Raw genomic sequence first — 24,760 nt, 5'->3', positions numbered from 1 at the left:
TAAAAAAATTTTTTCTATATTAGGGTTTTCTACAATAGCATCAGCATCTATTGGTGGTATATCAAGCAAGTGCTACTACAAATAACGATTTAGAAACAATCGCAGTTCAGGATTTAGATAGCTTCAGATAGTCTACGATTTCATACACAAAGGATTTGTATATGAAATACTTTGAGAAGGTGTGTATTTCGCATTTAGTAAATGATGAAGGCATTCTTGAGAAAACAACTCAATCACAAGTTAAAATGTGTGTTATAGAATTAGGATTTGTTAATCCATGATTATTCTTCGAAAATAACAGTAATTCAGACAATTTAAAATTATACCTACCTAGCGACCCTCGCATACCGAAATATTTCCATTTTGATTATAAACCTTGTTATGCCGAAGAACACGAATGAGAAAAAAGTCACTTTAATATTGTTACAGGTAAGACAGGTAGTGATTTCAGGAGGGGGTAATGACTTTCATGAAGTACATTTAGATGATGAATATACCGAGGAAGATGAAGATTATAGATAATATTTAGTTGAGTATTACAAAATAATAATAAAAAAAATAGTGAACAATTTAATTTTTTGTTCACTACTTTTATAAATTCGTTTCTTATATCACATTATCTTTGTGATTTATCATATGGGATACCAGCAGCAGCTGGTTGTGAAGATGTTTTTGAAATGAAAATCATTATGATAAGTGTGATTGCATATGGTAATGCTTTAAATAAACCAGAGTATTTATCAAGTTTTAATAAAGATGTTCCATAGAATGAGAATGATAACATAAATGAGAATACAAGTGAAACAAAGATAGAAATCGAAATTCTTCATCTAGATGTAATCATAATTGCTAATGCTAAGAAACCTAAACCTTGAACATCTTTTGATATTGAGAATGGTTCAATATTACATTGTGCATAGAATGAACCTGCTAAACCTGCAACCATACCTGCTAAAATAACTGCTTGTCATTTAATTCTGTTAACATTAATTCCAGCAACATCAGCTGCTTGTGGATTTTCACCTATAGCTCTAAATCTTAAACCTCATTTAGTTTTTCTTAAAGCAAATCATGAAGCGAAAACTACTACGATTGTGATAAATGTCTTAAATGACACAATATTTTTATATGAACCTACAGATGAAGATAATGCTAATTCTCCTCTATCTCAAAATGTTATAGATTGTCCACTATCTTGAATTTCAAGCAAGAATAACACTAATAACGCAGCTATACCTGTTGATAACAATCCGATAGCAAAACCTGAAATTGTTTGATTTGATTTTAACTTAATTGTCGCAAGACCAAATAATAATGAGAATAATGCTGACGCACCAACAGTCAATAATGTTATTGGAATTTGTCAAAACATTGATGTTTCTGTTTGTTTAAATATTAAATCTGTAATAATCGTACTGAAAAGAGCATACATTATCGCACCAAAAACCATGAAACCATTAATAGCGATGTTAACAATTCCTGCTCTTTCAGAGAAAATACCTGATATTGAACCTAATAAAAGTAAACAGAAGAAGAAAACTGTATAACCAATTACTGTTTCCATATTAATTATCCCCTTCAGTATTTATTGCTTTTTGATCTTGAATTCTTTTTACTCTGTTATCTCAAGGATTAACAAAATGTTTAAGCATAAAATCATTGTAAATTTTTGTCTTAACTTGACCATACACAGTTTTTCTTGAAGATCTAAGTGTTTTTGATTTTTGAACAGCACTTAAGTATTCATCAAGTCCTAAATCAGTTCTAATTTTTTGTAATGCAAATTTCTCTTTTGAAATCTCATCATAAATCGCCATTCTTTCTTCTGCTGAATGACCTTTTAAAGTAACAATTAATTGAGCTACTCTATTTTCATAATTTTGTTTATATTTAGCAAATATTGCACGTTTTGCCTTTGAGTACTTACGAAGTACTTTTATTTCATCTTTAATTGATGTGTTAGAAATTTTTGATTTTAATTCCAATATTTCAAATTCCACTCTTTTTGTTTCGTTTGAAACTTCCTCTAAAATTTTAAATTTCTCAGAATTAAATATTGCTAAATAATTTTCCTTAACATGTAACCTTCAGTCAGCATGAGCCTTTTCTTTAGCCAACATTAAGGCTCTTAAGTATGCAGGAGAATTATTATCTAATTCTTTAACATGTTCATTAATTGATCAATATTCAACAAATTTATTTAATTGTTCAGAATAAAATTCTTTAAATTGTAATTTTGTTGATAAATCTTGCAATTTTTTATTTTGTTGTTTTTTATATTCATGTAATTCAGAAATAAGAGAGTTTATTTTTTCTCTATTTTCTGCGACCATTTTATTATATTCAATGACTCAATCATTGAAGTATGCATTACATTTCTCATCAATTTCTTTATTTGAAATTTCTGAATTTTCAGAAAGTAATTTTTCAACATATAATGCTCTTGCTTTTCTGAAAGATTTTTTGACATGTGATCTTGTCGTGAATTTATGATATATTGCAAAATTTTGTCAATATTCTTTATGACACATTAATACAATTTGTTTTCAAATATAATGCATTGGTCTAAGTTTATAGAACATGACTGATAATGCTGCCATAAAGATAATGATACCTGTAATAATTGGGAAGAAATCTTTTGATACAGTTGGCCCATTGCTTGTATCAAAAGCAAATGTTAATTGTGAATTTTGTAATATTGCATATAAGAATGAAGCACCAATAACACCAAATGGATTATTAAGAGCAATAAGCGCGATAGCAATTGATTCGAAACCAACAGCCAATGGAGCTTGTGGTTTAATGATTAATTGCTTTTGTCAAATAACAATATAGAAGAAACCAGCAAGACCTGCTAATCCTCCAGAAATTGCCATGACAGCAGTTGTAACTAATTTTTCATTAGTTCCTACATATTTTGAATTAGTTTTATTTAACCCAACCATTTTGATTTTGTAGCCAAGTGTTGTCTTTGAATATACAAATCAAATTACTAATGCTAATATCGCAGTTAATCCAAGTCCAATGTAAATAAATAATTTTTCAACACTAATACCAAGTTGATTGTCTAATTTAGTTAATATAAGACTACCTGAAACACCGTGTTCTAATCCGATTCAAGTTCTTACATCTGTATTTGTAATTGGCATGAATATTTCGTTTGAATCAGTAAATAATCAAATACCAATAAAAGTAATAATTCAGTTAAGAAAAATTGTTGAAATAACTTCATGTACATTGAAGTATGCTTTCAAAATCCCTGGGACTGCTCCAATGATAGCTCCTATAAGAATGCTCATAAATAACATTCCAAATAAGAAACCTAGTGAAACATCTTCCGGTATAACTCTTGTCCCTGCTAAAATAGCAAAGAATAAAATTCCAGGTAGCATCATTTGACCGGCAACTCCAATGTTAAAAAGTCCCGATTTAAATGCTATAGAAACTGAGAAACCAGTTAATGAAAAGAAAACAATAAGTAATAAAGTATTGTTGAATAAAGTTTTTCTAAATGCAAAATTGAAAACATTTTGAATAAAACTAAAGATACTTGTATCAACACCAGATACAATACCCTTAATTCAATAAATAACTGATGCAAATAGTAAACCAATTACAACAGCTCATAAAGATGAATAAAGTTTTCTTCTTGCTGATTTTTTGTCTTCAAACATAAAGTTTTTCATAACTTTATTTGCAGTTAATGTAAACATTATTCACCTCCTTTTTTATGAGCCATATAAACTCCAATTTCTGTTCTTGTAAGGTCTTTAGCTTCTCTAACAGTTAAAATTTCACCTGTATTAATTACGGCGATTTTATCAGCTAAAGCTAGAACTTCATCTAATTCATATGAAATTAATAAGATTGCTTTACCTTCAGCTTTTTCCTTAAGTATTCTTTCATGGATATTTTTAATGGCTCCAACATCAAGTCCACGTGTTGGTTGTAAGATTAAAATGAAATCATGTGGTGAGTTCATTTCACGACCTACAATGAATTTTTGTTGGTTACCTCCTGAAAGGGATCTGGACATTGAATATCCATTTCTTGCTCCACGAACGTCAAATTTCTTGATAATATCTTCTGTATCTTCTTGTACTGACTTAGAGTTAAAAATACCAAATTTATTGTATTTTTTATCTCAAAGTCTACGTAAAACAGTGTTGTTTTTAATATTATAATCAAGAACCAATCCATGTTTATGTCTATCACTCGGAATAAATGAAAGACCTAATTTAGAAATATCATAAACTGATAATTCATTAATAACTAAGAAGTCATCATTTTTCTCTGGTTTTTCATTTATATCTGATAAGTAGAAATATGTGGCTAATGCACTTACTGTAAAGATAAATGATAAAACAGTGAATAAGATAGTTAATCCCATAATAACTGCAGTTGCTGATGAAAATGCAACAACACTTGCTAAGACTATTGAAATAGTTGCAAATGATAAAGAAAAACTTGATAATGTAACGAATGATTTGTTACGGTTTAAAAGTTTTTTATATGTATTTTTGAAATTCAATAATTTGTTAACTGATAATAAGCATATTGTTAATACTAATAAGCAAATTCCGATAAGTCCAGAAACTAATGCAATTATTGAAGCTGTTTTTGTGAATGATAAAATTCCAAAAACAGATAGCAAGGCAATTAAAGCAAACAAGAATACTGAGATGAATGTGAACTTGAAAACAACATATTGTTTCTTAGTCATTTCTTTTTGTAAGCTAGACCTTGCAAAAATAGTTTTTTCTTTAAATTGTGGTCCATATATTGAAAATAAAATCAATATAAGAAGAATTATGCTAAATGCAATTAGCATTCCTCCACCAATATTCATGATTGCAGCATTAGAGTTTTCTGCATAATTAGATGCAGCTAATAAACCTAATCCTGAGTATAAGAATACAAATAACGAAACCAATAACATGATTATATTTTTTCTTGTTTTTGATTTTTGGATTGATTGCATTCTTTCTTTAACAAGTGGTGTCTTTTTATAAAGGATTTGACCTGTTGTTGGTTTAATCATTCCACTAACAACTTTTTCTAAGTCAGTTTGCCCATTACCTTCAACTCCGGCAATAGCAACAATTTCACCACTTCTTACTTCTAAATTAACATTTTTTAATGGTTTTTCACCATCTGTAGAAATGTTATCTAATTTGAAAATAACTTCATTTTGTGATGTGTCTGAGTATTCATTTCTAATAATTTCAACATCACCACCAACCATACGGCTAGCCATTTCTTCAATAGAAACATCTGCTACTTTAAAGTTTCCTACAACCTTACCATGCCTTAAAACTGTTGCATTATCAGCAACTTCTTTAATTTCGGCAAGTTTATGAGAAATAAATAAAATTGTTTTTCCTTGTTCTCTAAACAATTTAAACGTATTCAATAGACCTTGAATTTCTTGATCTGTTAAAACAGCAGTTGGTTCATCGAAAATTAAGATATCTGAATCACGATATAACATTTTCATAATCTCAACTTTTTGTTGAGTTGCAACTGTTTCCTTACCAGTTAGTCTATTAAGATCAAAATGTAAGTCGAACATTTCTTGAATTGTTTTGATTTTTTCAATAGCCGGCTTAAAATCAATGATTCTAGTAAATTTATTTCTATCCTCAGCTCCTAAAACAATGTTTTCAAGGTTTGTATATACATCAACAAGTTTAAAGTGTTGGTGCACCATACCAATACCTAATCTATTAGCATCATTAGGACCTTTGATTAAAACTTCTTTTTCATTTACTTTGATAATTCCTTCATCAGGTTCATACAACCCGAATAATATAGACATTAAAGTACTTTTTCCGGCACCATTTTCACCAATTAAAGCGTGAACTGTGCCTTTTTCTACTTTAAAGCTAATATTCTGGTTAGCCTTAATAGAACCGAAAGATTTAGAAATATTATCAAACTCTATTGCATAAAAGTTTTGTTTCATATCTTTCCTTGTGTTTTTAATATATTAAAAAAAATAAATAATAGAATTTAAGGTCTATTATTTACATTTTAATTATATATTTTTTATTGTTCTTTTTTTTAAAATATTCCCGTTTTTAAAAATATTTCTTTCTCTCAAAGAAAATAAGAAAATACACACCAAAACTGGTGTGTATATGGTTATAAATGAACTTATTAAACTATTTGTTCATTTCAGCTGCAAGTGCTTGAACTAAAGCTTTAAGAGCCATATCATCAGAATCTGTTGAATTTAATTTGTATGAAGAGATAAAGTTAATATCTTCATTTGATAATGCTCTAAATTCAGTTTCAGATTTAGCTAATAATTCATTTAATTTAGCTCTTTTAGCTTCATCTTTTAATGTACTTTTTGCATAACCAACTCATCCTTGTTTGAAATCACCTTTAATATTAAATGATTTAGTTGGTTCTTTAGCTGTAAATAATCCTTTTGTATCAATTCCATATGTAATGTAAATGATTGTGTCATAAACAGCTTGTGAAATATTCTTTGTGATTGATGTATAGAATTTTCCTGCAAAGTTTTTAGAAATTTTTGATTGGTCTGTATCAACACCAATTACATCAATTCCCTCTAATTCAGAACTGCTCTTAATTTTACCTAACGTTAAAGTTGTGGCTGGACCAGCAACTGGTAAAATAACTGTTGGTTTTGTTGCTAATGATTTTTCGATTACGTTCTTCATGGCATCATTTGGTTCGAAACCTGTAGCAAGGTCAATCGCTGTTTGTGTTGCTCTAACTTTTTTATCTGCTTCTGAAACTGTTGAATTATATTTAACAATTCCTCTGTAGTAACCTTTAATAAAGTCAACAACACCATCAAATTCTCCACCACCAAATGAAGTTGTATTTCTTTTGTGCGCGAATGAGTCATCAGTTGAGATAAATTCTGCAACAGCTTTACCTACGATGTATGCTGATTCAGCAACTTTGAATTCTAATCCATAGAAGTCGGCAAATCCATCTAAATTATCAGGATTAATTGTAAAGTCAACTCCGATAACTTTAACTTTCTTTGCAATCATTTCAGCTTTGTGTGATTTAATGAATGCTTCAATTTTTTCTTTGTGTGTGAAACCTGATAAAATTCAAATATCATATTTACCTAATAGTGAACTATATGCACTTTCATATTTTCCTGTTTCTGGTTCCATTTTACTTCCAGCTGAAGCTGCACCAGTAAGTTCTCTAACTTGATATTCATATTTTAATAAACCTTCGTATGAAGATTGGTTAAATGATTTGTCAGTTACATGTCCAGCATCAGTAACAACGATAGCTCTTAAAGCTGGTTTTGCAGGATCTTCTACAACTTCTTTTGTAACTCTGTCATTTAATTTAACCTCTGTGATGAATGATCAATCTTTTTGTCCACAAGAGATAGCAGCAACTGGTGCTATAGCTGTTGTGATTCCTGCAACAGCTAATAATAATGATTTAATTTTTTTCATTTTTGTCCTTTTGTTTAAATAATTATTTAAAGAAAATGAGGATACTATAAAGATATCCTCATTAATATTATAAAACTTTTATTTATCAAAGTTATTTTTTAATTTTTAAAAAAGTGTTAGCTGATTTGTTTCATTTAGTTCATCAAGAACCTTGAATTCTTCATTCAATATCTTGTAAAGAGTTTGATTCACTCTTCCTCGTTTTCTAAAGTCTTCTTTTGAAACAAATTCACTTTCATTTCTAGCATTAACAATTTCAGTTGCTACAGCTTCACCAAGTCCACCTACAACTGTAAATGGAGGTATAAGAGCATTATGTTCATAATCTATAACTCATTCAGTTGCTAATGATTTAGTTAAGCTGATGTTTGAAATACTTAATCCACGTGCATACATTTCTCTTGCGAGTTCTAAGGTTTGTAATAACTGATCGTCTTTAACTTTTCTGTCATTCATTAAGGTTATTTCCTTAATTTTTTTATTAATTTTTTCAATCTTAAAGTCGTTCATCATTACATGTAAATCGAATTCAGTTGCTCTAGTTGTGAAAAATGTTGCGTAGTATTCTAAAGGCTTATAAAGTTTAAATCAAGCAATTCTTCAAGCCATAAGAACATAAGCAGTAGCGTGAGCTTTAGGGAACATATATTTAATTTTTTGCATTGAATCAATGTATCAAGATGGGACATTGTTTTTCTTTAATATTGCAACTTGTTCTTCCGTTACACCTTTACCTTTACGTACTTGTTCCATAACCTTGAAAGCTAATTTAGACTCAATATTTTTCTTCATTAAGTATTCCATCATATCATCACGACAGGAAATAACATCTTTTAATGATAATCCCATATCTTTAATAAGCGATTGAGCATTTCCTGTTCAAACATCAGTCCCATGAGAAAGACCTGAAATTGAAATTAAGTCAGCAAATGATTCAGGCTGTGCTTCAATCAACATCTTTCTAACAAACGATGTACCAAATTCAGGGATACCTAAAGCACCTGTTGGTTCACCGCCAATTTGTTCAGGTGTGATATTTAATTCTTTAGTAGTTGAGAAAAGCGACATAACTCTTTTATCTTTTTTAGGTATGTCTTTTTTAACATCTAAACCAGTTAATTTTTCTAGCATTCTAATTGCCATTGGGTCAATGTGTCCAAGTAAGTCTAACTTAAGAACATTGTCGTGGATAGCTCTATAATCGAAGTGAGTTGTTTTTCAATCGATTGAAGTATCATCAGCAGGATAGTTGACAGGTGTAAAATCTTCAACATCAAATTCTTTAGGAATAATTAAAATACCTCCAGGGTGTTGTCCTGTTGTACGCTTAATGTCTTCAAGTTTTGAAGATAAATAATCAACAAAAGCATTTGAATAACCCAAGTTATATTCTTCGTTGGCTTTTTTAACATAACCAAAGGCAGTTTTGCTTTGAATTGTAGAAATAGTTCCAGCTCTTAGAGTATGACTGTCACCAAAAAGTTTCTTAACTTCGTTATGAATAATTGGTTGGAAGTCACCAGCAAAGTTTAAGTCTATGTCCGGAACCTTATCAGCATCAAATCCTAAGAATGTTTCGAAAGGAATGGTGTGTCCATCTTTATTCATAAGTGTTCCACATTTATCACAATTTTTATCATCTAAGTCAAATCCTGAAGTTATATTAGAATCTTCATTTAAAACAAAGTTTTTACAATTTGAACAAATGTAGTGAGCTGGTAATGGATTAACTTCTGTGATACCTGCAAATGTAGCAACTAAAGATGAACCAACACTTCCACGACTACCTACAAGATATCCACTTTCCAATGATTTTTTAACCAAGATATGCGAAATTCAGTAAATAACATCAAATCCATATTTAAGAATAGGTGTGATTTCCTTTTGAAGTCTTTCTTCAATCATTTGAGGAAGTACTTCTCCATACCTTTCATGCGCTGTTTTATAAACTAATTCTTTTAATTTAACTGCTGAATCATCAAATTTAGGTGTATAAAGTTTGTCGTGAACAATTTTAATTTCTGGATCAATTAAATTAGAAATCTTGTTTGTATTCACTATAACTAAATCATTAATTAATTGCTCATCATTTAGGAATTTAAATGACTCAAGCATTTGATCAGTTGTATAAAACTCTAAATCAGGCAATAAGAAGTTTCTTCCTTCAAATTCAACTTTTCTATGGTCAAATAAGAAGTGTGAAGAGTTACCAATACCTTTTGAATAAACAAGGCATCTGAAGACTTCCTTATCTAATTTATTTTTATATCTAACATCCCCAATTGCAACAGGAATTCTGTTAAGCTTATTCGCTCAATTAATCATTCTTTTAATACCATCATAAATTTCTTCTTGAGTAAATTTTTCCTGTGGTTCTAAGTAATGTTTTAGTGCATTAGGATGTGGTATTTCAATGTAATCAGCAAATTCCGCTGACTTTTGAATTTCAATATCTGATGAATAAAAAATATTGTCTATAAATCTACTTTTAAGTCCACCTGACCCTATTAAAATGTTTTCAGTCTTCTTAATGTCCTCCATAAATAATTTAGGAGACTTAAAGAATCTTTCAGTTAATGATAGTGTGATTAATTTAGAAATTTCTTTAATTCCTTGTTGGTTTTTAGCAAGAACAGAAATTTGATTTGATCTAACATGTGAGTAAACATTTGGTTCATAAGTATTGTTTAAATCATCAAATGTTAAAATACCTTTCTCTTTTAACATTTGAATTGACTTAATTCAAGCACTAGCAAGAACACCAGCATCGTAGTCAGCACGGTGAGCTACTGCCGAATCATAACTAACTTGTAAATATGAACAGTAGTTCCCTAACGTATGTGAACGTTTTTCAGGGAATAGCAATCTTGAAATGTTAAGTGTATCGACAAAGAATGTGTTTGGAACTTTTTTCCCTTGCTCAATGAACTTTTGGATAATAAAGTTAAAGTCGAAGTTAGCATTATGAGCTACACAAACTTTATTATTTAATAAATCATAAATTTTGTCAAGAGCTTCATTTAACTCGATCCCCTCTTCATCTAACATTTTTTGTGTAATGTTAGTTAAGCTCATTGTTTTAGCACTAAGAGGTTTTTGTGCCTTAATAAAGAACTGTAAGTCTTTATGATTAAAAGCATTATGCTCTTTAACAATTTGAGCACCAAATTCAATTAATTCTCCTGTTTGCGCTGATAAGTGTGTTGTTTCAATATCAAGCACAACAAATTCAGCTTGCTCTAAAACTGCATTTTTATCGGGTGAATAATTTAACAAGAAATTATGGTTTTTTGAAATAACATCAAAACTAACTCCATAAATCGGTTTAATACCAGCTTTTTTAGCAGCTTTCTCGAAAGTTGGATAACTTTGCACACCATTTGAATCAACTATAGCAACAGCTGAATGCCCATATTGTTTAACTATGGAAACAATATCTTCAGCATTTAAAAGTCCATCCATAGTTGACATTTTTGTTCTTGTGCTAAGCTCAACTCTTTTTTCATAAGCCAAATCTTCTTGTTCTTCTGTAAGTGGATCAACTTTGCTAAAAGAGTTAACTGTGATTTGTTTATTGTACTTGTCTACACCATTGTAAGTTGAACCATATGGATTAGAAACTCTACCCATAGCTTCAACTGTATCTCCAATTTTTGGAACATAAACATCTTTATTATTTTCTCTCTCAAAGAAAACTGTACTAATAGCATCATTATAATCAGTAATTGAAATGTTATGAATTTTTAACCCTTTGTTAGTGTCTCTAACATCAGTTTTATAAACATAACCAGTTACAGAAACATTTGTAGTTTCATCTTCATAAGGAAGTTCGTGAACTTCCTGAATTGTGTATTTTGTATAACTAGATGGTGAACGCCTTCTTCCTCAACTTCCTTTATCATAGCTAATTGAACCTTTTTTAGATGAAGTTGAAGTTGTCTCATGATCGCTAAATTGATTTTTGATTTTGTCATAATTTTGAAGGATGTTATTGTTGATTTGTTCTTTTAAATCAAATGTATTGACTTTAACATTCAATTCAAATGCATCAAAACCAAAAAGTTCTTTCATATACTTATTAACTACCTTAAGTTCTTCTTGAAATTCAGGAGTATTTTGATAATCAAAAATATGTGCTAAATATTTTCCTGTTTGTTCATCATAATTAACATTTTGAAATCTTAATGCTCTTGCAATTCCACTATTATCTAGAAGAGTTTTCTTAACTACATATTCCAAATAATTAAGAACTAATGGACTTGATAAATATTCATTATTATCGTATTTAAATTTGAAATTAACTCTTTCTTTTATAGCTGCAACTGTTAAAGTTCTTAAATCTTCAAGCGATGGAATTGTTAAAAGAGTTAAAGTAACCTCTAATCTTTCTTCATTTGTATTTGAATTTTTAACAATTTTAATGCTGTTGCTATCTATTTTAGCATCCGAAAATGATGCGATATAAGGTAAATTTAATTTGTTAGCTAGTAAATTAAATTTTTGATTTTTGTATCCTTCCATTACTTCACCACCTTGTATAAGTCATAAAATATTATTATATTTGATATATAGTATTTTTTATTAACTATCTTTTAAAAATTTAAATATTGAAAGAAAAAATAATGACCTATAAAACTAATGAAAGACCTCATAAAATGCAGTTTTATTAGCATATTACTCTTTATATTTCAAATTATAGTTTTAATACAATTAGCAAATTGAATTATGGTAAAAAAGTCGTGAATTTCAAAATCTGATAAGAAAAGTAGACAGTTTTGACCACTATCTACTTTTCTTATCTTAGTTTTAAAAATTAGTAATTTAATAAACTCTTATAATTGCTAATATAACAATTTATTCTGTTAAGCGAAACTTCTACCCCCTATCTCCTAAAAGTATTAGTTGATTTCTTATATTCATATTCTTTAACTGTTTCTTTTAATTTCACAATTAAACCTGTATCATCAAATGGTTTTGTTTCTTGAGCATTCACTCAAAGAATTGTTAAGTAATAAACTAATATTTTTTGTTGAATTAAATATTCTTCTCAATATGTATCATAAACATTTAAGAAAAACTCTTCTTGCTCCTTATTTAAGTATGAACCACAAATAAAGTAAGCTAAATCAAAATGCTTATCACCCATTGAAGCATACTCTCAATCGATAAAGTAAACTTTGTCGTTTAAATCTAGGAGAATATTGTTTAAGTATAAATCATTATGTAATGGTCTATTTGATTCAGAGTTTTTTAATATTAAATTAATTCTCTTATAGTAATCATTAAGAACGTCAATTTTAATTCCTCTTTCATTGAGAATTCTTCTATACTCTTTGACTCTTGAAGCTACGTTTGTTTTAGGAAATTGTAACTTTGAATCATGTAATGTCTTAAAATTATTCGCAATTTGAGTCAAAACGTCTTCTGTAAACACCAATTGTTTTGTTTGAATATACTCTCATTCAACAGAATTTTCTGTTTCATTAATTAAACGAGGTACAAAATCAAATTTCTCAAGTAATGCGTAATCTAACTTATGATTGAATTTATTAAAAACTTTTTCTTGATAGATTGAATTTTCAGTCATATATGTCTTATTTGTGTGTCCAATATTTATCGGTTTTTTCATATGTACCTCCATAATTTTATTTTTTAAAAGTATATAATTAAGAATTATAAAATGAAATTAATAACTATGAAAAAATTATCAAAATATATTGTTATGGATTTGGGTAACACATTCATCAAAATAGTTAATTACAAAGTCGACTTAAGGACAAATGAAATTAAACAAGGTAAGGCAAAAATTATTGACTACTTGGCTTTTACCGAAGAGCTTGCTAAGATACTTAAAGATCTTGAGGACACGAGAATCCTTGTAGCTGCAACTAATACAGATGAGGATTTATGTAAAACCATTATCTTCGTCATGGCAAGTAAGTTGAATTTTATGTCTAATGATTTAGTTTACTTAAACGATGATAAAAAAGTAATTATTAAAAGGATGTCTCACTTAATTGATAAAAATATAAAACACAAAGGTTCTATTGGTTTTGATATCTTATCAGCATTACTTATAAACTCAATTAAATATAAAAAAGATTCAATTAACTTATTAGGAACATATTGAGTTAATTTAAAAATGGAAAACTTAATTCTTAAAAGTGTTTCAATAGCTAGAATAGTGAACTTTTTTGATATGCCATTTGTAGCTCCTGAAATAATTGAAAGTGAATTAAGAGTACCTAAAACTAAAGTAGGAACAACTACAAAAACAGCTATCTTAAATGGTTTAAGCTCTTTATTATCAGGTTATGTATATTCATTTGATAAACCAGAAAACTCAATAATTTCTGGTGGTTGATCTAGATATTTTGATAAAAGTTTATTTAATATTGAAAAATTCATTGTACCTGAAGGGTACTTGCATATGTATCTTCAATTTCTTCAAGAAGTTGAAGATTAAGAAAGGAAATAATGAAAAAAGAAGAACAAAAATCTTTTTGAATAAATAGAGTTATTCCTGCTCTAATTATCGGACTTGTTCTAGTTATATTTTTAACAGTATCAAAATACTCATTTGATTTTAATTTATATAAAAACTTTAATGATGGAGTATTTTGGTTTTTAAGAACATTGTCTATTTTGATTTTTGCAGGATTTGCTTTTTGGATTTATTATGAACTATCAAAAGCATATCTACAAAATCATAAAATATTTAGATGAGTTTTACCTGCTATAGCAGTTGGGTTGCTCTTTGCTTATCCAAACTTCCTTAAATTCTTAACAACTCGGATAACACCTTTAGAAAGTAGTTTGGTTAATAAAAATATATTAGAAATTGGTTTAGTCTTTACTGATGCTACTTATGGTGCTTTTAGTTTCTTTGATGCAATATGACCTTTAACAATTACATTAATTTTTGTATTAATTAGATTTTTAACTGTTAAAAATATTAATCTCAAATATTTAGCAATTAAAGCTTTATCATTCTTTTTCATCTTTTCATTCTTAACATACTTCTTAAAATCATTTATGGTATTGCTTGCGCAAACTTACGCAATTGAAGTTATTTTATTAATTGTATTCATTGCAATGTCTTGCGACATTGGAGGATACTTCGGTGGAAGATTTTTAGGACACAAGTTTTTCAAACAAAAACTTGCTCCAGCTATTAGTCCTAAAAAGACAATTGAAGGCGCTATTGTCGGAATTATTGTTGCAATCGCAGTTACATTAGCATATATGGGAATAGCTTATGGAATAGCATCAGACAAAAATCAAACATTAATGCACATAATGATGACACCATGAAATAATGCTGCTAACAGCTTAAATATGATGTTTGTGTATTTATTGTTATTTATCTTCCTTGCTCCTATGTTTGCAATTTGTGGAGACTTAGCATTTTCACTCATAAAAAGAAGAAATGAAATTAAAGATTTCTCAAACTTATTAAGAGAGCACGGTGGTATTTTAGATAGATTAGATTCAATCTCTTTTGTATTTATTTTATTTATCACACTATCAATGTTTGCGATAATATAACAAATGCAACTACAGCTACCGCATGGATGTTAAAACTAGATGAGTTTCTCGACTCATCTTTTTTTCTATTTAAGTTCATTACGCTTTCGAATAATTTATTAAAATATTATTTATAAGCAGTATTTTAATTATCTTGAATCACTTTTATGCTTATATTTTAGGAGAAAATATGACAAATAATTCAGTGGCGGTTGTTAATATGATGGAAATAATTAAGCAAAAATCTTCCACTCCTCACACTCAATATGTAATTCCAATTTTTCAAAGAAAATATACCTGAACTAAGAAACCAGCAGTAGAAGCATATATTAAGGATATTATCGACATCTTTAATAGTAACGATCCTGATTATCAACATTTCATTGGTTTCTTTTTCTATTATTTAGACAAGAATGCTGATTTTAATCCTCTTAGTGATAACAACGGTGCATTTAAAATGTACGTTGTCGATGGACAACAGAGATTAGTTACAACATTTCTAATAATTCTCGCTTTAAGAGATATTTTAAGTAGTGTTTCCTATTCTGAAAAATTTACCGAAGTTATTGAAGCACTTAATAATAATTTTCTATACTTTGAAGATAACAAAAAAGAGAAGCAATGCAGATTATATCCATTAGTTGATGATAATGACGCATTTAAGAAAATTCTTGAAGGTGAAATTAATTCAAAAGAAGATATCAATTTATTGAATACATCAAATGTCTATTCTTCATATAAATACATTAAAGAAGAATTGGAACATCTATTAAAAAATGAAGGAAAAATTCAACTTGAAACAGTTGATAAATTTTTAAACTCACTAAGTAAATTAATTATTATCTCAGTCAAAATCGAAGATAATGACAACCCACAAAAAATATTCCAAAGCATCAACTCAACCGGAGTTAAATTAACTCAAGCTGATCTTATTAGAAATTACATATTAATGTCTGCGAAAACTGATAGAGAGCAAAAAGATTTATACGATAAGTATTGAGTAAAAATTGAGAAAAACTTAAATAATGATTCTAAAATAATGGAACATTTCTTTTTCATTTATTTACAAATCAAAAAATTGGAAATTGTTAACTTTACAAAGATTTATGATAATTTCAAACATTACTGCGAGAAGAATTATCAAAATGAATATGGTACGCTCAAACTAAGTGAAATTCTTAGTGATGTTCTTGAATACTCAGAACAATATAAATACATAAAGTTAATTGATAATAAAGAAATATCGTCTAAAACAATATTTAAGAATAAAAACTAATAAGAGAAATGGTTTTAAGTAAAAACTTAAATACAGACGCTGCATTACCTTTAATTGTCAAAATGAGTAAACTTCTTCACGAGAAAATTATTAAAGAAGATTTATTCCTTGAAATACTGAAAGGTATAAATATTTATTTTGTACGTCGTGCAATATTAAATCCTGAGTTTCTAAGTTAAAAAGGGTTAAAAAACGAAAACACCTATAAATAAGGCGTTTTCGTTTTTTCGTATTTTTAATTACAATGATAGATTTTCTATAACAAATGAAAAATCTTTATATATTTTGTTTAATTCGTAATGATTTGGATCTAAATTATTAATGATTTCAACAACAACTTTACCATTTACAGTTTTAGTTGTTATTGTTATAAGTTTTAAGGCATCTATAAACATATTCATAGTTACTTTTTGAATTTCACCATTATCTTCATAGAACTTTTTAAGTTTGTAAATCGAGTATTTTAAGACAATCAACGCTAAGAAACACAAGAAAACATGTGCTTGAATGTGAGAATCTTTATGAACAAACATCGGCCTAACTTCAAGCGAAGATTTCAATGTTCTAAAACCTTCTTCAATTTTTCATTGTTGTTTGTAAAATTCATTAGCTCTTTGCGCTGTTAAATCTGGTATGTTGGTTTCAATCATATAGAAACCATCTTGATCAGCTATTTTTTTAATTTTAGAGTAATTTAATTTGGCAATTGTTTTGCCTTCAACATCCATATATTTTTTCTTATATTCTGGAACAAGATCGCTTAAGCAAATTACATTATTTATTGATTTTTTCTCATATTTTGATATCGAAAAAGCTCTTTTTATTCTGTCAAGCTTTTCTTTTGCTGGGCTAAAGTAAACTATTTGTTTTCTAAGAGTTTGATTAAATCTTTTCTTTTTTCTATTGTTTGCTCAAACAGATTCCACAAATCTGCTTTTTGAAAACATTTCATGTTCCAACATATAATCTTTATCTTCAATGATGAATTTTTTGTCTGCTTCGCTAAGGTTATCAATACGTTTTTGAACGATGTATTTATATCCTTTCTGTTCTAAAAATCTTAAGTTAGCATTTTGACTAATTCCTCTGTCGGCAATAATTGACACGTCTTTAATTTTGTAAATTCTTTCCATTTCAATTAAAAACTTAATTAAAGTTTGTGAATCGGCAGTATTTCCTTCAAAAATTTTGTAATGAAAAGGTATTCCATTATTATCCGTTGCCATCGCAATTACAATTTGATCTTCATCATGCTTACCATCTTTTGAAAAACCTTTTTGTCTCACGCCTTTTCTTGAAAAACTTTCAAAATAAACAGTTGTATTGTCAAAGTGCAATTGTTTACTGTTTCTATTAGTTAATTCTTGTAATTTATTGTAAAGATTGAACAAAATAGTTTCTTTATTTGTTAAAAAAGTATCAAAATAGTTATAAATTGATGATTTTTTAATTTCAACATTGTGTGAAAAATCATTTTTGTTTTTATATTGACAAATGTAACTTCTCGGGAAAATAATTCTGGTTCCAATGATAAATTCAAGAACTTCTTCTAATGATTTGTGTTTGCTTTTTGGCAATGAACTGAATAAGTCGAGTTCTTTGATAATTTTGTAAATTAAATCAATTCCAACATTTTTAACATTGGTTTCAACAGATGTTGGCTCTAACAATTCAAAAAATTTGCTCTTTGCTTCAACTTTGTTGTTTGTAAATGGAACTAATTTTGCGATTACCTTTAAATCATCAATGTTTTGCAAAGAATATTTATCTTTGATTTCGTCTCAATAGCCTAGACCAACTAAATCACCAATTCCTTTACCATAACCCTTTGAAATTCCAATTGCTAAATAGATACCTTTTGGATTGTTTCTTTTATATAAAATGTAATTACTCATACCTTAATTATACACCATTATCATTGTAATCATTGTAAAAAATAAAAATTTTCTGATTTTTTACTTATATACTAAGTATATAAGTAGAGTTTAAAAATTATAAAAAATGAGCTTCCAACTTGGAAACTCAGGAAGATTTATTCCTTGAAATACTGAAAGGTATAAATATTTATTTTGTACGTCGTGCAATATTAAATCTTGGTAGTCAGAGTATTAATAAAGTATTTATTAATCTACTAGTACTGTTAGAATCTAAGAATTGAAAGGATGAAAGTAGCGTTATAAATACCTTCAGAAGTTCACTTGTTAATGATAATAACGGGAAAACCACACGTATGCCTACTGACAAGGAACTTGAAGATTATATGTTAGAAGCAAATATGTATCAACGTGCACGTTTACTAAAAAATATATACATACATATCCAATTCAATGACACATTCACATATAAAGACGTTGAACCAAAAGAGTGAAGCATAGAACATTTAATGCCTCAAGATGGTGCAAAATGAATTGGTGAAAACGGCATTACAAAAGATAATCACCAAACACATAAGCATAGAATAGGTAATTTAGCTTTATTCAAGAAAGAGGAAAACTCATATCTAAGTAATTTACCTTTCGAAGAGAAGAAAGCTAAAATTAATAAATTCATCCATTGGGCTATGAAAACCGATATTCTAAAATATGAATATTGAAATACACAGACTATTGAAGAACGTTCTAAAAAAATAACTAATGAAATACTTAAGAAAACTTTCAAATATTTCGAAGCTGATGACACAAAATATAAAGTTTTCAAAATTCATATCGCAAACTCTAAAGGTGAGAAAATTGCTCAAGCAGAACTTTATGAAAAAGATGGTTCTGTAAAAATCTTTGCAGGTTCAAGAATTATTAAAAATCCTAAAAAAGAAAAATATTATGAGAAATCAATTAAGGGAACTTTGGATATTTTATTAGCTCAAAATGTTCTTCAAGAGACTGATGAAGGATATATTTTTATTGAGGACTATTCAGTAACCCCGAGAACAGGTGGAAAAGTTACAAGTTTAAGTGCGACAGCTAATGTTATAACCTGAGATAACTATAATGGTAAAGAAATTTGATTAGATGAAAATGGTGAAAAAATTAAGAATAATGTAGATTTTAAAGCAACAAAATTTGGTAGTTCTAAAATCAACTAATCTAAATATAAGAAAAACATTGCATTCACATGTAAATAAGACAAGTTTTATAGGTAATTTATAGAAAAAGCTCAAAGCATCTCAACATTGTTGAGGTGTTTTTCAATTTAACATAGTTCGAAAACTTTTTACCCTGATATCATCAAATGTAATCTTGGATAGCGTTTTAATTACCCAGTTACTCGCAAAATTCTTTCTTTTATCGTAAACAAAAAGTAGACATTTTTTATTTTCTATCTACTTTTCTTATCCTATTTTATTAAATGCGATAATCTCTTTTCGATGTTTAAAATGCTTAAAGATTAATTGCATCATTTTACTTTGAATTTCATATGAAAAATTAATCTTCCTAAATTAGAAAACTCATAAATTATCAAGTTTTTTAATAGTAGGGAGCTTATACAACTTATTAATTCTGGTATATGAAACTATAGCAATTACTCCACAAACTATAACTATTACTGAATATGTAATGTAAGTTCATAAGTATCCAGCTAAATTGTTAATTGCTGTAAGTGCAATTATTAACAATGAAGACATAATAATTCTAAACACTATTGATAACCCATTTTGTAAATGGAACTTCTCTTTTTCAAATAATTGATATGACTTACTATAAAATCCTGGTAAGAACATACTAAATACCAATTGTTGAAGTGCGTTAATCGAAAAATAACTAATTAAAATAAACTGTTTATTTGAAATGAATGAAAGTGACATTCAAATGATGCTCAAAGCAAACATCCCGAAAATTATTCATCTAAGATCAATTTTTACTTTGTATTTATTTAATAAGAAAACAACAATTACACCAGCTAGACTTAATAGAGCTAAAACAATTGTGAAATAGAAACTTCAATCCTCATATTTATAATCACCAACTCATTTGAAAAATTGAATAACTCCTGATTGTTTAGGAAATAAGAATATTCCAATTGCTAAGGATGAAGATAATATGAATATTCATGAAAATAACTTAAATTTAGAACTTAAAATCTTATGTGATTTATCATTTGCTTTTGCTTTATCCACAAAAACAGTCATTTCTGATTTAGATTTTAAACTTCAATAAAGTAAACCTGATAATATGTAAGTTAGCATATTAAAAATAACTAAAGAATAAAAAGGTAAATACTTATAAAGCAGAAGTGACAATATTGGAGATAAAACTAATCCAATTGATATGGCAAATGAGTTACCAATGTTGAATTTATTTAACTCATTTTTATCTTTTGCTAAAAAGTAAAGAACATTCTTAAGGTGTATAAATCTATAGGAATGGACAGTTCCTAAAAGTGTACTTGTCACAATTAAAATAATTGAAAACGTATGTGTAGATAAATTATTAATAAATGCAAAATAAGTTCCTAAAGGTATTATCAACAATATTGAACTAGCAATATCACAAATAAGAAGAGCGACTCTATCAGGTAGTAACTTAACAAGTTTTGATGAGATTGCATAAATAATTAATGATGGTAATTGTACTAATAAGTACAACAATGTAACTAATCAGAAATCACCAGTTATTTTGTAAATATATAAACTAGAAGCTAATTTAAATGCTTCTGACCCGATTGATGATAATGAAATACTACTTATATATTTTCATAAGTTAGCATTTAAGCTTCTGAATAGCGACATAATACCCCTCATTAATGTATGGTATTTAATTATACATTCATTTATGCATTAGAGATGAAAAAAGGAATCTTATATCTGATATACAAAGAAATTTAAGCTCAAAAAAAGCTAAATGAAAACTAAAACCATTTTAGTTGCATTTCTATAGTAAGCATCAAAAATTAAGTTGAATATTTTTCCATAATTTATTTTATTTTACTTAAAAAGAATATAATAAAAGTAAGGAGATATATTATGAAAAATACAAAATTAATTTTAAGCATCTTCACTATAGGAAGTTTAAAACCAAAAAACGCAAGAAAACAACCAAGACTGTTTAAATATAAAGGTAAATTATATACTGGTGAAGAAATTAATAATTTAATCTTAAAGAAAGAAGGTTTACAATAATGTTAAGAAAAAACTGGTTAAAATTTTCAACTTTAAGTGCATATTTAATTTTCTTATTTTCTATTGTGGTTGCTTTACCTATTTATGCTGTAGATTTATATAAAACTAGTTTACCACATTTACCAGAAGGAATACATAAAACTTATTCTGATGGAGCTTATCTGGATTTCGCAGGTGACTATCTCTTCACATATTTTATATGTATATTTATAATAATACATAATGTTATTTACTTAAGAAAAGTTAACAAAAATAATTGATTCACAAGTTTCTTCCCTTTCTTATGTGAAAATATAAAGATTCAATATTCATTTGCATATAAAATGAAACTTATTACATTTATATGCACATATATAATTGTTGTTCCAATTATTATAACTGGTTTAGTTTTTCAATTTATATTCAATTCCTTTGGACTTAACGCATATATTTCTATGCCTCTCATTGCTTTAGTTGCTTACATAATATTATCAATAATAATTTTCTTCTTCATTTGCATTTTACTCTTTCAAGATGGAAAAAAATTATATTTAACAAAAAACAAAGAAGCAACTACTAAATAAGTATGGCTTCTGTTAATTAATAATCGAACTCTAAAGAAAGAAGGTTTAATAAAATCATGTTAAGAAAAAACTGATTAAAATTTTCAACTTTAAGTGTATATTTAATTTTCTTATTTTCTCTTGTGGTTGTTTTACCTATTTATGCTGTAGACATATATTCAATAGAATGATCAGATGTACCGGGTCTCGCGATAGATGTACCTCCTTATATCCCTGAATCCATTGGAGATGGAGCTTATCTGATGTTTCTCCAAGACTATTTAATCACATATTTTATCTGTATATTTATAATAATACATAATGTTATTTACCTAAGAAGAGCAAACAAGAATAGTTGATTCACAAGTTTCTTCCCTTTCTTATGTGAAAATATTAAGATTCAATATTCATTTGCATATAAAATGAAACTTATTACATTTATATGCACATATATAATTGTTGTTCCTATTTTTATAACAGGTATAGTTTTTCAATTTATATCAAATTCTCTTGGATATTTTTTACTTCGTCGTATTTCCACACCTATTATTTCTTGAACTACTTCTACAATATTATCGCTAGCAATTTTATTCTTCATTTGCATTTTAGTCTTTCAAGATGGTAAAAAGTTATATTTAACAAATAAAAAGGCTTTTACTAAATAAAGCTGTTTAACAAACACGTATAATCAATTAATAATTTAATCCTAAAGAAAGGAACTTTAAAATAATGTTAAGAAAAAACTGGTTAAAATTTTCAACTTTAAGTGCATATTTAATTTTCTTATTTTCTCTTGTTATAGCCTTACCGATTTATGCTGTAGATTTATCTTCTGTAAGATTGTCAAATGTACCAGGTCTTGCAATAGAAGTACCTGATTATATTCCTAAATGCATTGGAGACGGTGCTTACCTAATTTTTGCAGCACACTATATCATCACATATTTTATCTGTATATTTTTAATAATGCATAATGTTACTTACTTAAGAAGAGTTAATAAAAATAGTTGATTTACGAGTTTATTTCCATTCTTATGTGAAAATATAAAGATTGAATATTCATTTGCATATAAAATGAAACTTATTACATTTATATGCACATATATCATTCTTGTTCCAATTTTTATAACAGGTATAGTTTTTCAATTTATATTCATTTCTGTCGGATATCCAAAGAGAATTTATATTTCTATACCTCTAATTAGTTTTACTGCTTGCACAATATTATCACTAATAATTTTCTTCTTCATTTCCATTTTAGTCTTTCAAGATGGTAAAAAGTTATATTTAGCAAGCAAACAAAATAAGAGTGCTGATAAATCTTTTACTTATTGAATTAAGTAAAATAATATATTCTTCAATCTTAAAAATTAGTACAAAAAAATACAAATATCCTAGTTAGCAAGTGATATTTGTATTTTTATATAAATTTTTTTGAGGTTTTATTATTTAGATGAATCAAGAGCTAATTGTGTCAATGTTTTTACCATTACACCTGTAGGTCTTGAAGCAATATCAGCTGTTCCTGCGACATCTAAGTGAATGTATTCAACATCTTCTGTAAATTCTTTTAAGAACATAGCAGCTGATGATGAACCTCCACCAATACCGCTTAAGTCAGTATTTTTAAGGTCGGCAACTACTGAGTTTCTAATTTCTTTAGCAAAAGCTTCATCAAGAGGCATTCTTCATACTAATTCGTTTTGTTCTTTAGCAGCTTTTAATAATTCTTCTCAAGCAACATCTGTAGTAGCTCATGCACCTGTGTATGTTTGTCCTAATGCTACTAAAATAGCACCTGTTAATGTAGCAACATCAACTAATCTTGTAGCTTTTAAGTTTCTTACAGCATATGTCAATCCATCTGCCATAACTAATCTACCCTCAGCATCTGTGTTGTTAATTTCAACTGTTTTACCATTCATTGATGTTCAAACTGAATCAGGTAATGAAGCATCTCCATTAACTCTGTTGTCTGTAATACACATAATTGCAGCAACATTTGTTTTTGGTTTTAATTGAGCAATTGCTTTAAGAGCTGAAGCAACAAACACAGAACCTGACATGTCAAATTTCATACCTAACATGTTTCTACCTGTTTTAATATTGTATCCACCTGAGTCAAATGTAATTCCTTTACCTACATAAACTGTTTTTTCGTTTGATTCAGGGTTTCCGTTGTATTCAATAACAACAACTCTTGGTTCAAACATACTTCCACGGTTAACTGAAAGTAAAAGTCCCATTTTTTGCTCTTCAATTTGTTTTTTGTTAAGAACTGTAACTTTTAAGTTTGAGTATTGTTCTAAGTCTTTTCTAACAACTTCTGCTAATCATTCTGAGTTACAAATGTTTGGTGGTGTCACTTGTAAGTTTCTTGCGAAGTTAACAGCTTCTGATAATACAACTGCTTGTTTTAATGCATCTGCATATTCATTTTCATCTTTAACTGATAATAATGAAATTGCAAATTTCTCATCTTTTTTAGCTGTTTTAGCTGAATATAAATCAGCATTTACATAGTTGTAAGCTTCAACAAAAGCTTTAACAACTTGTGATAATGTAACTTTTTCTGTTACAAATGAATCTAAATCAACTTGGACATCTCTACCTTGATTTGTAAAAAAACCTTTTGCAAATTTAGCTACTGACTCAAAAGATAATTTATTTTTTTCTCCCATAAATACAAGGGCTTCATTTTTATCAAAGTATTCTGTTACAACATTATTTTTTTGAATTAATGTTGATGGTAAGTTTTCATCATTTTTATAAACTGCTTTTAAAAGCATTGAGTTCTTTCTAACTTTATCAACTGTTTTAATCATAATTTCCTTTCATA

The 24,760-nt window shown here is 27.9% G+C and carries 17 protein-coding genes; 8 read left to right on the top strand and 9 right to left on the bottom strand.

Annotation, left to right across the window (positions count from 1 at the left end; genetic code table 4):
- Positions 1 to 161 precede the first annotated feature (161 nt).
- Complete coding sequence (locus VBM89_RS00235) at positions 162 to 461, top strand: hypothetical protein (RefSeq protein ID WP_323188356.1); 300 nt, start codon at positions 162 to 164, stop codon at positions 459 to 461.
- 155 nt (positions 462 to 616) lie between these two features.
- Here VBM89_RS00235 and VBM89_RS00230 read toward each other — a convergent pair whose 3' ends face one another.
- From VBM89_RS00230 to VBM89_RS00205, 6 genes are all read right to left on the bottom strand, one after another.
- The gene (locus tag VBM89_RS00230) at positions 617 to 1,564 is read right to left on the bottom strand and encodes an ABC transporter permease (RefSeq protein ID WP_323188355.1); all 948 of its coding nucleotides are present in this window, start codon (positions 1,562 to 1,564) and stop codon (positions 617 to 619) included.
- A 1-nt stretch (position 1,565) separates the two neighbouring features.
- Positions 1,566 to 3,713: an ABC transporter permease subunit gene (locus VBM89_RS00225; protein ID WP_323188354.1), complete on the bottom strand. Its 2,148-nt coding sequence runs from the start codon at positions 3,711 to 3,713 to the stop codon at positions 1,566 to 1,568.
- Entirely contained in the window at positions 3,713 to 5,965 is a 2,253-nt protein-coding gene (locus tag VBM89_RS00220) for an ATP-binding cassette domain-containing protein (RefSeq protein ID WP_323188353.1), read from the bottom strand. The genes VBM89_RS00225 and VBM89_RS00220 overlap by 1 nt, the downstream gene beginning before the upstream one ends.
- A 199-nt stretch (positions 5,966 to 6,164) precedes the next feature.
- Complete coding sequence (locus VBM89_RS00215; protein ID WP_323188352.1) at positions 6,165 to 7,460, bottom strand: BMP family ABC transporter substrate-binding protein; 1,296 nt, start codon at positions 7,458 to 7,460, stop codon at positions 6,165 to 6,167.
- Positions 7,461 to 7,565: 105 nt separating this feature from the next.
- Entirely contained in the window at positions 7,566 to 11,981 is a 4,416-nt protein-coding gene (locus VBM89_RS00210; RefSeq protein WP_323188351.1) for a PolC-type DNA polymerase III, read from the bottom strand.
- A gap of 361 nt (positions 11,982 to 12,342) precedes the next feature.
- On the bottom strand, positions 12,343 to 13,089 hold the full coding sequence (locus VBM89_RS00205; protein ID WP_323188350.1) for a phosphotransferase: 747 nt from the start codon (positions 13,087 to 13,089) through the stop codon (positions 12,343 to 12,345).
- Positions 13,090 to 13,140: 51 nt separating this feature from the next.
- Here VBM89_RS00205 and VBM89_RS00200 point away from each other — a divergent pair, with 51 nt between their 5' ends.
- The 4 genes from VBM89_RS00200 to VBM89_RS00185 all read left to right on the top strand — a co-directional run bounded on the left by VBM89_RS00200 (position 13,141) and on the right by VBM89_RS00185 (position 16,442).
- The gene (locus tag VBM89_RS00200; RefSeq protein ID WP_323188349.1) at positions 13,141 to 13,926 is read left to right on the top strand and encodes a hypothetical protein; all 786 of its coding nucleotides are present in this window, start codon (positions 13,141 to 13,143) and stop codon (positions 13,924 to 13,926) included.
- A gap of 11 nt (positions 13,927 to 13,937) precedes the next feature.
- Positions 13,938 to 15,008: a phosphatidate cytidylyltransferase gene (locus tag VBM89_RS00195; RefSeq protein WP_323188348.1), complete on the top strand. Its 1,071-nt coding sequence runs from the start codon at positions 13,938 to 13,940 to the stop codon at positions 15,006 to 15,008.
- Between the two features lie 169 nt (positions 15,009 to 15,177).
- Positions 15,178 to 16,263 (top strand): DUF262 domain-containing protein, encoded by a 1,086-nt coding sequence (locus VBM89_RS00190; RefSeq protein WP_323188347.1) that lies wholly within the window; start codon positions 15,178 to 15,180, stop codon positions 16,261 to 16,263.
- Positions 16,264 to 16,271: 8 nt separating this feature from the next.
- Positions 16,272 to 16,442, top strand: a complete 171-nt coding sequence (locus tag VBM89_RS00185; protein WP_323188346.1) for a hypothetical protein — start codon at positions 16,272 to 16,274, stop codon at positions 16,440 to 16,442.
- A 60-nt stretch (positions 16,443 to 16,502) separates the two neighbouring features.
- Here VBM89_RS00185 and VBM89_RS00180 read toward each other — a convergent pair whose 3' ends face one another.
- Entirely contained in the window at positions 16,503 to 18,158 is a 1,656-nt protein-coding gene (locus VBM89_RS00180) for an IS1634 family transposase (RefSeq protein ID WP_323188345.1), read from the bottom strand.
- 119 nt (positions 18,159 to 18,277) lie between these two features.
- On the opposite strand from VBM89_RS00180, the gene VBM89_RS00175 reads away from it, so the two are divergent.
- Positions 18,278 to 19,345, top strand: a complete 1,068-nt coding sequence (locus VBM89_RS00175; RefSeq protein ID WP_323188344.1) for a GmrSD restriction endonuclease domain-containing protein — start codon at positions 18,278 to 18,280, stop codon at positions 19,343 to 19,345.
- A 354-nt stretch (positions 19,346 to 19,699) separates the two neighbouring features.
- Here the strand turns inward: VBM89_RS00175 and VBM89_RS00170 are convergent, their stop codons facing one another.
- The gene (locus VBM89_RS00170; protein ID WP_323188343.1) at positions 19,700 to 20,989 is read right to left on the bottom strand and encodes an MFS transporter; all 1,290 of its coding nucleotides are present in this window, start codon (positions 20,987 to 20,989) and stop codon (positions 19,700 to 19,702) included.
- A gap of 234 nt (positions 20,990 to 21,223) precedes the next feature.
- Between VBM89_RS00170 and VBM89_RS00165 the strand changes: the two genes are divergently transcribed.
- Entirely contained in the window at positions 21,224 to 21,379 is a 156-nt protein-coding gene (locus VBM89_RS00165) for a hypothetical protein (protein ID WP_323188342.1), read from the top strand.
- 1,271 nt (positions 21,380 to 22,650) lie between these two features.
- Positions 22,651 to 23,265: a hypothetical protein gene (locus tag VBM89_RS00160; protein ID WP_323188341.1), complete on the top strand. Its 615-nt coding sequence runs from the start codon at positions 22,651 to 22,653 to the stop codon at positions 23,263 to 23,265.
- Positions 23,266 to 23,366: 101 nt separating this feature from the next.
- On the opposite strand, the gene VBM89_RS00155 is transcribed toward VBM89_RS00160, so the two are convergent.
- Positions 23,367 to 24,746: a M17 family metallopeptidase gene (locus tag VBM89_RS00155; RefSeq protein ID WP_323188340.1), complete on the bottom strand. Its 1,380-nt coding sequence runs from the start codon at positions 24,744 to 24,746 to the stop codon at positions 23,367 to 23,369.
- Positions 24,747 to 24,760 lie beyond the last annotated feature (14 nt).

The sequence above is a fragment of the Mycoplasma sp. 1199 genome, from assembly GCF_034863365.1.
In the GTDB taxonomy this organism is placed as follows: Bacteria; Bacillota_I; Bacilli_A; order Mycoplasmatales; family Metamycoplasmataceae; genus Mycoplasmopsis.
The sequence above is the reverse complement of the archived record's forward strand: the minus strand, read 5'-3'. Positions and strand labels throughout refer to the sequence as shown.